7 protein-coding genes are annotated in these 9,698 nt (G+C 70.1%); 4 read left to right on the forward strand and 3 right to left on the reverse strand.

Translation table 11 applies throughout. The features are described from left to right. Positions 1-269 precede the first annotated feature (269 nt). Entirely contained in the window at positions 270-1,376 is a 1,107-nt protein-coding gene (gene zapE, locus ACZ52J_RS01285; RefSeq protein ID WP_465614948.1) for a cell division protein ZapE, read from the forward strand. Between the two features lie 403 nt (positions 1,377-1,779). Here the strand turns inward: zapE and ACZ52J_RS01290 are convergent, their stop codons facing one another. The 3 genes from ACZ52J_RS01290 to ACZ52J_RS01300 all read right to left on the reverse strand — a co-directional run bounded on the left by ACZ52J_RS01290 (position 1,780) and on the right by ACZ52J_RS01300 (position 5,982). After that, on the reverse strand, positions 1,780-3,114 hold the full coding sequence (locus ACZ52J_RS01290) for a M64 family metallopeptidase (RefSeq protein WP_465614949.1): 1,335 nt from the start codon (positions 3,112-3,114) through the stop codon (positions 1,780-1,782). Positions 3,115-3,288: 174 nt separating this feature from the next. Next, positions 3,289-5,031 carry a flavin-containing monooxygenase gene (locus ACZ52J_RS01295; protein WP_465614950.1) on the reverse strand — a complete coding sequence of 581 codons (1,743 nt, stop codon included), beginning with the start codon at positions 5,029-5,031 and terminating at the stop codon, positions 3,289-3,291. Between the two features lie 57 nt (positions 5,032-5,088). Continuing rightward, entirely contained in the window at positions 5,089-5,982 is an 894-nt protein-coding gene (locus tag ACZ52J_RS01300) for a class I SAM-dependent methyltransferase (protein WP_465614951.1), read from the reverse strand. A 1,420-nt stretch (positions 5,983-7,402) separates the two neighbouring features. On the opposite strand from ACZ52J_RS01300, the gene ACZ52J_RS01305 reads away from it, so the two are divergent. The 3 genes from ACZ52J_RS01305 to ACZ52J_RS01315 are packed head-to-tail and all read left to right on the forward strand — an operon-like array spanning position 7,403 to position 9,433. Further along, positions 7,403-7,663, forward strand: coding sequence for a hypothetical protein (locus ACZ52J_RS01305; protein ID WP_360508507.1), 261 nt, complete (start codon positions 7,403-7,405; stop codon positions 7,661-7,663). 34 nt (positions 7,664-7,697) lie between these two features. Continuing rightward, entirely contained in the window at positions 7,698-8,681 is a 984-nt protein-coding gene (locus ACZ52J_RS01310) for a 3-oxoacyl-ACP synthase III family protein (protein ID WP_360508505.1), read from the forward strand. Next, positions 8,678-9,433, forward strand: coding sequence for an SDR family NAD(P)-dependent oxidoreductase (locus ACZ52J_RS01315; RefSeq protein ID WP_360508502.1), 756 nt, complete (start codon positions 8,678-8,680; stop codon positions 9,431-9,433). Before ACZ52J_RS01310 ends, ACZ52J_RS01315 begins: the two co-directional genes overlap by 4 nt. The last annotated feature ends 265 nt before the right edge of the window (positions 9,434-9,698 follow it).

Raw genomic sequence — 9,698 nt, forward strand, 5'->3', positions numbered from 1 at the left:
CGGCGTGGGGGTGGCCATGGCGAGGTGACGTGGGGGTGGTCGGTCGGCGGGAAGCCCGGCCGCGGCGCGTGTCGACGGCCCGGGTGGCGCGGCCCTGACACACACGTCGTCACCCGGCAGGGGGTGTGGTGCAGCCGCTGGGAATCGTAGGAGCGTGCCGATGGACCGTCAATAGGTCTGGACCACTTGGCCCTCCTGATGGCCGGCCCGGCCTCCGTCGGCAGGCCCGGGGACCACTGGATCCTTACCCCCTGTTAGGGTCGGCGGACGTGACGGACAGGGCGACGAAGCAGTACGAGGCGATGCTGGCACACTTCCCGCGAGCCGCCGAGCAGCGCGGTTTCGCCGTGGACCCGGCACAGCGGCCGGCCGTCGAGCGGTTGTCGCGGCTCGCCGGGGAACTCGCCCGCACCGGGCTGCTCCACCGCCGCCCTCCGCGCCACGTCTACCTGTGGGGCCCGGTGGGCCGGGGCAAGAGCTGGCTGGTGGACACCTTCCTGGACGGGCTGGCCACCTCGCACAAGCGGCGACTGCACTTCCACGACTTCTTCCGCCGCCTGCACGAGGGCGTCGCCCTGCACACCGCCGACCCGCACCGGGACTCCGCCGGCGAGCGGGTGGCAGCGGTCGACCGGGCCGTGGACGAACTGCTCGGCGACTGCCGGGTACTGGTCTTCGACGAGTTCCACGCCCACGACGCCGGGGACGCGATGCTGGTCGCCCGACTCTTCCGGAACCTGCTGGACCGGCGGATCACCCTGGTCACCACCTCCAACTACCCGCCCGCCGGGCTGATGCCGAACCCGCTCTACCACCACCTGTTCGAGCCGACGATCCGGCTGATCGAGGAGCGGATGGACGTGGTGGAGATCGCGGGCCCGGTGGACTTCCGTCGGGAGCGGGATCCGGAGTCGGAGCGGCAGCCGGCGGACGGCGGACCGCAACGCTTCACGCAGGGCGCGCGGCTGCGGACCGGGGACACGAGCGGCCTGCACGCGCTCGGCCTCACCCCGCCGACCGCGGGCGAGGCGGCCGAGATAGTCGTGCACGGCCGCCCGCTGCCGGCGTCGGCGGTCCGCGACGGCGAGGCGTGGTTCGGCTTCACCGAGCTGTGCGAGGGGCTGACCTCGGCCGCCGACCAGCTGGCGCTCACCGAACGCTTCGCCACCCTGGTGCTCACCGGCGTACCGCCGCTGGCCGACGCGACCCCGGACGGGCGACGGCGCTTCGCCGACCTGGTCGACATCTGCTGCGACCGGGACGTCCGGCTGGTGCTGATCGGTGCCGACCCGATCGGCGGCCCGACCCCCGACGAGAACCTGTTCCGCGACCTGGACCGGACCGCGAGCCGCCTCGCCCTGCTCAGGTCTGCCTGACGACGGGGCCGGGCTCCGGGGCCGCAGGCACCGGCTCCGTTCCCAACACGGTCGCCAACACAGTGCAGCGGCCGTCCCCCCTACCTTGGCAGGGCCGGGCAGTGTACCGGGCGGTGCTCGACGCCCGGCTGCCCTACGGGGTGACGCACGGGGCGACGGGGCGACGATGGCCCTGGTCAAGGCCAACGTGGCCACGTCCGGCCCGATCCTGTGGAAGACGGGCTTCACGGCCTTCGGCCAGGAGCCCGTCTACGCCGTCCCACTGCGTCAGGGTCCTCCTTTGGATCGGGGGGCGGCCCAGAGGTAGATGCCTGCGATGTGCACCAACGGCTCTGGCCGCGCCCACGATGCGTCAGTCACACGGCACACCAGACCAGCGATCAGATGATCAGCAAGAAGCGGCCTAGCGTGTCACCAGCCAGGACAGGCTCGCGGTCAGGTTCGCGCGCAGCGCCGGGTCCACCACGGCCGGGGTGGGGTCGGTGGCGACGGCGGTGAGGAGGTGCGGCCGGGTGCGGGGCCCGGTCAGCTTGAGCTCGGCGAGGTCCAGCGCGGTGCGGCCGGTGAGCCGGGGCAGCTCGCGCCCGTCCAGGAACCAGCGCAGCCGGGTGCCGGGCACCGGCAGGCCGACGCTCAGGCGGTCGGCCGCCGTGAGCCAACTGCCGGTGGCGGTGGGACTGGTGAGCGGGGTGGCGTGCCGGTAGAAGCCGGCGATCATCGCCTCGCGCCCGGGCAGGTTGAACTCCCGCCCGAGGGAGCGCATGATCGAGTTCTCGGTCGGCCGGTACAGCCCGGCCGGGTAGTAGCCGCCGCCCTCGTACGCGCCGACCGTCCCGCCGTCCGGGGAGGCCTGCCCGAGCCAGCGGGACCACTTGGTGCCCTGCTGCTGCATCCGATCGGCCGTCAGCGTGCTGATGTTGGCCTGGGCCGGCTCGTCGCCCTGGTACGTGCCCTGGCCGTCGTACGCGTACTCGTCGGCGAGCTTGCCCAGCGAGTGCCCGGTCTCGTGCACCGCGATCTGCCCGGACTTGGCGTTCCCGCCCGCCACCGTGGCGATGCCCTCGTAGCCGAGCGACGACTTGACGTCGTTGTAGCCGGCGCCGCCGTACTTGGCGCTGTTGGCCACCACCAGCACCAGGTCCGCCTGCGGGGCCTTCGCCGCGTACCGCTCGACCGCCTTCTCATCGACGCAGAGCAGCCGCTCCACGCCGTCGCACCAGAAGTACGAGCCCAGCGCGGTGTGCCGCACCGTCGCCTGGTCCGGATCCCCGGTCACCCCCGACTCCGGCGAAACCGCCGACACCGCCCAGACGTTGAACAGCCCGCGATAGGTGGCGTACGGCTCGACGGCGGTCACCTCGCGCCACTTCTCGGCCGCGTCCGTGAGGAACTTCTGCTGCTCCTGCGCGGCGTAGCCGTCGCCGATCACCACCACGTCCAGCTTGGTCGCCGGGTCGCCACTGCTGACCAGCGGCGTCACATCGCCGTCGCCCCGCACCGCAGCCGCGCCCTGGGCCGGAGCGGCGACGAAGGGAGACGCGGCCGGGGCCTGGACACGGGCGATGCTGCCGTCCTCGGCGAAGGCCTCCACCTGACGGGTGGGTGCTGCGGAGGCCGGCCCGCCGCTGGTCGGCGCGTTGTCGGCGGGCGCGCTCCAGGCGGGAGCGGAGCCGAGGAGTGCTGATGCGAGGGCGGCGGCGAGCAGGGCGGTGGTGGTTCTGGCGGCGATGCGGTGCACGGGTGTTGTCCTCCCCGGTGAGCGGTCTGTGGCCTGCCTCCTTCCCATGTCGGGGACCTGACAATCATGCGGTGCCCCGCCGGGCTTTACTCGATTCACTGGAACCGGGCGACGGCCGAGACGCGCCACGCGATGAGCCGGGAGCACCGCGCTGTGGCTGGGTGTTAGGGGGTGTCAGGTGTTGTTGGGGGTGTGGGGTTTGGTGGGTTTGGGTGTGGTGGTGTGGTTGGTGTGGGTGGTGGTTTGGTAGTTGGTGAGGTCGAGGTGGCGGGTTTGGTGGGTGAAGCGCCAGGTGTAGGTGGGCCAGATGGAGGGGTTGTTGTGGTGGGTGTCGGTGTACCAGCTGTGGCAGCCGCCGGTGTTCCAGACGGTGTTTTTGAGGCGGGTTTGGAGGGTGTGGTTGTAGGTGGTTTGGGCTTGTTGGTGGGGTTCGAGGGTGGTGAGGTGGTGGGTGTTGAGGGTTTTGAGGGCGTTGAGGATGTAGGTGATTTGGGCTTCGATGATGACGGTTTGGGAGGAGTGGCCGAGGGTGGTGTTGGGGCCGAGGATCATGAAGAGGTTGGGGTAGCCGTGGATGGTGGTGCCGCGGTGGGCGGTCATGCCGTGGGTGTTCCAGGTGTGGGCGAGGGTGGTGCCGTTGCGGCCGTGGATGCGGTGGGCGATGGGGCGGTTGGTGGCGGTGAAGCCGGTGGCGAGGATGATGGTGTCGATGTGGTGTTGGGTTCCGTTGGTGGTGGTGATGTGGGTGGGGCCGATGTGGGTGATGGTGTCGGAGATGATGTTGACGTTGGGTTGTTGGATGGCGGGGTACCAGGTGTTGGAGAAGAGGAGGCGTTTGCAGCCGACGGTGTAGTCGGGGGTGAGGCGTTTGCGGAGGGTGGGGTCGGGGACGGATTTTTTGAGGTGGCCGGCGGCCATGTTTTTCATGCCGGTGGTGCGGGAGGGGCGGGACATGAAGAAGGCGATGATTTCGCGGCCGTTTTTGTTGAAGGTGCGGCGGAAGTGTTGGTAGCCGGGGAGGTGGCGGAGCATCCAGGTGTGGCGGGGGGTGTTGGGTTTGTCGGGTTTGGCGGCGATCCAGGGGGGTGTGCGTTGGTAGAGGTCGAGGCGGGCGACGTGGGGTTGGATTTCGGGGACGAATTGGATGGCGGAGGCGCCGGTGCCGATGACGGCGATGTTGCGGCCGGTGAGGTCGTGGTCGTGGCGCCATTGGGAGGAGTGGAAGACGGTGCCGGTGAAGGTGTCGAGGCCGGGGATGTCGGGCAGGGCGGGGTCGGAGAGGTAGCCGGTGCCGGTGACGAGGATTTGGGCGGTGTAGTGGCCGTGGGTGGTGTGGAGGTTCCAGTGGTGGTGGGTGTCGTTCCAGCGGGCTTCGAGGAGTTCGTGGCCGTAGCGTAGGTGGGGTTGGACGCCGTAGCGGTGGGCGCAGTCTTTGAGGTAGGCGTGGACTTCGGCTTGGGTGGCGAAGGTGGATTTCCATTCGGGGTTGCGGGCGAAGGAGTAGGAGTAGAGGTGGGCTTGGACGTCGCAGGCGCAGCCGGGGTAGGTGTTGTCGCGCCAGGTGCCGCCGAGGTCGTCGGCGCGTTCGAAGACGAGGAAGTCGTTTTCGCCGGCGCGTAGGAGGCCGATGGCGGTGCCGAGGCCGGAGATGCCGGCGCCGATGACGGCGACTTTGAGGTGGCGTACGGCGGGGCGGTCGGTGGTGTGGGTGGTGGTGGCGGGCGTGGGGGCGTCGGCGGGGGTGGCGGCCGGGGTGGTGGTGGCCGCGCCGGCGGTGGCGGCCGGGGCCGTGGCCGTGCCGGCGGCTGCGGTGGCTGTGGTGGTGGTGTGGGGGGTGGCCCCCGCCGCGGGGGCGGTGGGGGCCGTGGTGTGGGTGTGGGGTGTGGTGGGGGTGGTGCGGTCGGGGGTGGTGGTCATGGTGTGGGTGTCCTGTTCTGGGGTGGCCGGTGGTTGGTTCTGGGTGGCCTGGGTGGGTCAGGGGCGGCGGGTGAGGGTGACGCGGAAGTTGTTGAAGATGTGGTCTTCGAGGGTGTAGGCGAAGATGTCGAGGTAGCGTTCGAAGCGGGCGACGGTGGTTTCGTCGGTCATGGTGACGGCTTCGTCGCGGCGGGCGGCGAGGAGTTGGAGCCAGGCGCGGCAGGCGCGGGCGAAGGATTCGGGTTCGTTGCGGATCTCGGTGACTTCGAAGAGGCCGTCGAGGCCGGAGGCGAGTTCGGGCAGGCGGGGGATGTGGCAGCCTTCGAATTCTTCGCGCTGGAGGAATTTGAGGTCGTCGAGGAGCTGGCGGCGCAGGGGCGGGTTCTCGACGGTCATGGTGTGCAGGACGAAGCGGGCGCCGGGCTTGAGGAGGGAGTGGATCTGCTTGAAGAAGACGCGGTAGCGCTGGGTGCGTTCCTTGGGGGTGAGGGAGGAGAGCACGAAGTGTTCGAGGGCGTTGATGCAGAACGCGGCGTCGTAGGCTTCCTCGCCTGGGGTGAGGCGGTGGTCTTCCCAGCTTTCCACGCGGGCTTCGATGGCGGGGTTGCCCAGGGCGTGGACGAAGTCGGCCTGGGTGCGGGAGAGGGTGACGCCTACGGCGCGGTGGACGCCGTGGACGGTGGTGAGGCGGTTGAGCATGGTGCCCCAGCCGCAGCCGATGTCGAGGACCTTGGTGCTGTGGGCGGCGCGGGCGAGGTCGGTGAAGGCGTCGAGCTTGCGTTCCTGGGCTTCGTCCAGGACGGCGACGAGGTCTTCGCCGTCTTCCCAGTAGCCGCCGGAGTACATCATGGTCGGGCCCAGGATGAGCCGGTACAGCTCGTTGGGGACTTCGTAGTGGTGGCGGATGGCCTCGACGTCGGGGTTGATGGAGCGGGCTTCGACGGTGGTCATGGGATGGGGCCCCTCGAGTGGTGGTGGCGGATACAGGGGAATTCGGGTCCGGGCGCCGGCGGCGCCGTGCGGGCCGTAGGCGCTGCCCGCACAAGGCGGCGTGCGCGTGGCCGTGTGTGCTGAACCGGTCTGCTAGCGCGGGTTGTTGGTGCTTCCCGCGTGGCCTGCCGGTGCGGCGCGCTTGCCCGGTGGTGCCGGGTGGGGTGTGCGTGGCTGTGCTCTGCCGAGCCGGCCTGCGTGTGCGGGGGGTTGCTGCTTCCCGCGTGGCCTGCCGGTCCGGCTTGTGTGCCGGGTGGCGCGTGGTTGCGGTCGTGCCGCGTTGAACCGGCTTGCTTGTGCGGGTTGTTGGTGCTTCACGTGTGGCCTGCCGGTCCGGCTTGTGTGCCGGGCGGGGTGTGCGTGGCCGTGTCCTGCTGAACCGGCTTGCCTGTGTGGGTCGTCGGTGCTTCACGTGTGGCCTGCCGGTTCGGCGCGCGTACCGGGTGGTGCCGGTGGGCTGGTGGGTTGGTGGCGGGCCGTTGGGTGCGGTCCGTGCGGTGTGCCTGCCTGCCGGCGGGCCTGCCGGCGGGCCTGCCGGCCCGGGCGGTTGGTGCTGGTGGCGGGTCGGGCTGGTTGTGGGGCTGAGGGTTGTGCTGGTCGTTCCGGCCGGCTGGTGGTGCTGGTGGCCGGGCTGGTTGTTCGTGGTGGTCGGGTTGGTGCTGGTTGGTGGTGTGCCGGTGGGCGTGCGGGTGCGGTGTGTTGTGGGGTCAGGTAAGCGTGTGTCTCGCAAGTGGTGCGCAAGGGGGGTGGGGGTGGGGGGTTGCGGGGCGTTTGCGTGGGTGGGGGTTTCATGCGGTTTCGACAAGGCACGCGGTCTTCGTGGCCGGGTTGCTTCCCTTTCGTCTCGTCTCGTTTCGGCGGGCGGGGTGGTGCGTGTTCGGGCCTGTGCCGTTCCTTCTGTTGTGGGGGCGGTCCGCTGGTCCTGCCGGCCCTTCCGGCCTTCCGGTCCTGCCGGCCCTTCCGGCCTTCCGGTCCTTCCGGCCTTCCGGTCCGTCCGGTCCTTCCGGCCTTCCGGTCCTTCCGGTCCGTCCGGTCCTTCCGGTCCTTCCGGCCCTTGTGGTCCGTCCGGTCCGGTCTATCCGGTCTGTTTGTTCTGTTTGTGTCTGGTCCTTGTGGTGCCTGTGTCGGGCGCGTGGTGTGTGAGGGCGGGACGTGGCGGGCGGACCGGTGGGTGGTCCGGTGGGTGGACGGGCGGGTGGTCCGGTGGGTGGTCCGGTGGGTGGTCTGGGGGGTGGTCTGGGGGGTGTGTTGGTCTCTTTCGTGTCTTGTTCGGGTGGCGGGCCTGGTGGGTCGGCTTCCTTGTTTGTTCCCTATTCGACGCGTTGACAGCTGTCCGTTTCCCTGTTGTGTGGGGGCGGGCGAGGAGAGGAAACGATCACTCATGTCGCAGATCCCGACCATCGAGGACCTGGCCCAGCAGTTGCAGGCGGTGTCCGGTGCGCAGGAGATCGACGCGGACGCGGCGTTGCAGCACATCGCGGACGTGGACTCGCTGGATTTGATGGAGTGGCTGTACGGGTTCCAGAACCAGTACCCGCACATTCCGGCGGATGAGTCGTTGTTCGCGGACATCGACGACTCGACGACGTTGCGGGTGGTTCACGAGCGGATCCTGGCGCTTGTGCCGGGTGAGGGTCGTTGAGGCCGCGGGGGGTGGGGAGGAGAGGGGCGGGGTGATGAGTGGTTTCGACGTCACCGGCTGGGGGATGTCGGTGCCCGAGCGGGTGGTGACCAGTGCGGAGCTCGCGGAGCGTTTCGGTGTGGACGAGCACTGGATCGTGTCGCGGTGCGGGATCCGGGAGCGGCGGGCGGTGGGGCCGGGGCAGAGCACGGCGTCGATGGCGGTGGAGGCGGGGCGCCGGGCGTTGGAGCGGGCGGGTCTGACGGGTGCGGATATCGCGCATCTGATCGTGGCGACGGCTACTCCGGAACAGCCTTCGCCGGCGACGTCGGCGTTCGTGCATGACGAGTTGGGGATCGCGGGCAGTGCGCATGATGTGAACTCGGAGTGTGCGGGTTTCGTGTATGCGCTGGTCACGGCGGTGGGTCTGATGCGTATGGATCCGCGGCCGGTCCTGGTGATCGGTTCGGACACGCACACGTTGACGGCGAATCCCGCGGATCGGGATCTGTCGATCCTGGTGGGTGACGGTGCGGGCGCGGTGGTCCTGGTTCCGGGTCCGGTGGAGCGGATCCGGGCGTGGAACCTGGGTGCGGACGGCTCGTGCAAGGACAGTCTGAAGGTCCTGGCGGGTGGTTCGCGGATGCCCACCACCGCGGACACCGTGGCGCAGGGTCTGCACTACGCGCAGATCAACGGCAACGAGATCTATCTCAATGCCGTGCGCTACACGGTCCGTACGATCCGCGAGACCCTGGAGCAGGCGAAGGCCGGCGCGGGGGATGTGGACCATGTGGTTCCGCATCAGGCGAACATTCGCATCATCAACTCGGTGCTCGCCCATACCGGGATTCCCGCCGATCGTCTGGTCACCAATCTCGAGCGGTACGGCAACACGGCTTCGGGGTCGATCCCGATCGCGTTGGCGGAGGCGCTGGACGCGGGGCGGATCAAGGACGGTGACACGGTGTTGCTGGCCGGTTTCGGCGCGGGTATGACGTGGGGCTCGGTCCTGATGACCTGGGGAGGCGTCCGGTGAGCGGCAGGGAGGCTTTCGGGGTGCGTCCGGTGGCGCCGGTGGCGTTGGTCACCGGTGCGTCCGGCGGGCTGGGCAGTGAGCTGGCGGTGGCGCTGGACGCGGCCGGGTGCCGTGTCGCGGTCCACTACAACAGTTCCCGTGCGGGGGCGGAGAAGACCTGCGCGCGGTTGTCCAACGACCATGTCATGGTCACCGGTGACGTCGCGGACTTCGAGCAGGTCGGTGCCATGTACGAGCGGGTCCGGGAGGCGCTGGGGCCGGTGGAGGTGCTCGTCAACAACGGCGCGGTCCGCAAGGACGCGCTGATGGCCATGCAGGACCCGGCGCAGTGGCGGCAGGTGATCGACACCAATCTCGTCGGTTCCTTCCACACGGCGCGGGTGTGTGTGCCGGCGATGCTGCGCGCGCGTTGGGGACGCATCGTCAACATCGTGTCTCCGTCCGCGCTGATCGCGACGGCCGGGCAGACCGCCTACTCGGCGTCCAAGGCGGGGCTGATCGGTCTGACCCGTACTCTGGCGGCGGAGTGCGGGCGTCGGGGGGTGACCGTCAATGCCCTGTCACCCGGCTTCATGATCACCGGTATGACGGACACGCTGCCCGAGCACGTCGTCGCCGGCATGCGTGACAAGGTCCCCGTGCCGCGTTTCGTCACCCCGGGTGAGGTCGCCCGATCGATCACCCTGTTCCTCGACCAGGACTGCATGACCGGCCAGGTCATCAGCATCGACTCCGGCGCCTCCATCACCTGACCCGCCCCCGGCCCGACCCCGGCCCGACCCGCCCCCCGTCCCCGGTTCCTGCCGTCCGGGGGCGGGGGCGTACCCGTCGTCGGGCGGTTCGGGCTCCGGGGGGCCGGTGTCCGGGGCCTGCCGTACCGGTCCCCGGGTCCCGCCCCGTCCCCGTCCCCGGCTCTTACCGTCCGGGGGCGGGGGCGTACCCGTCGTCGGGCGGTTCGGGCTCCGGGGGGCCGGTGTCCGGGGCCTGCCGTACCGGTCCCCGGGTCCCGCCCCGTCC

The sequence above is a fragment of the Kitasatospora sp. NPDC034035 genome, assembly GCF_055575755.1.

Bases quoted from the DNA above. Each gene is read 5' to 3' on its own strand.
- ACZ52J_RS01295 (WP_465614950.1), bottom strand. From the start codon at position 5,031: ATGACCACCACCCCCGACCGCACCACCCCCACCACACCCCACACCCAC.
- ACZ52J_RS01300 (WP_465614951.1), bottom strand. From the start codon at position 5,982: ATGACCACCGTCGAAGCCCGCTCCATCAACCCCGACGTCGAGGCCATC.
- ACZ52J_RS01305 (WP_360508507.1), top strand. From the start codon at position 7,403: ATGTCGCAGATCCCGACCATCGAGGACCTGGCCCAGCAGTTGCAGGCG.
- ACZ52J_RS01310 (WP_360508505.1), top strand. From the start codon at position 7,698: ATGAGTGGTTTCGACGTCACCGGCTGGGGGATGTCGGTGCCCGAGCGG.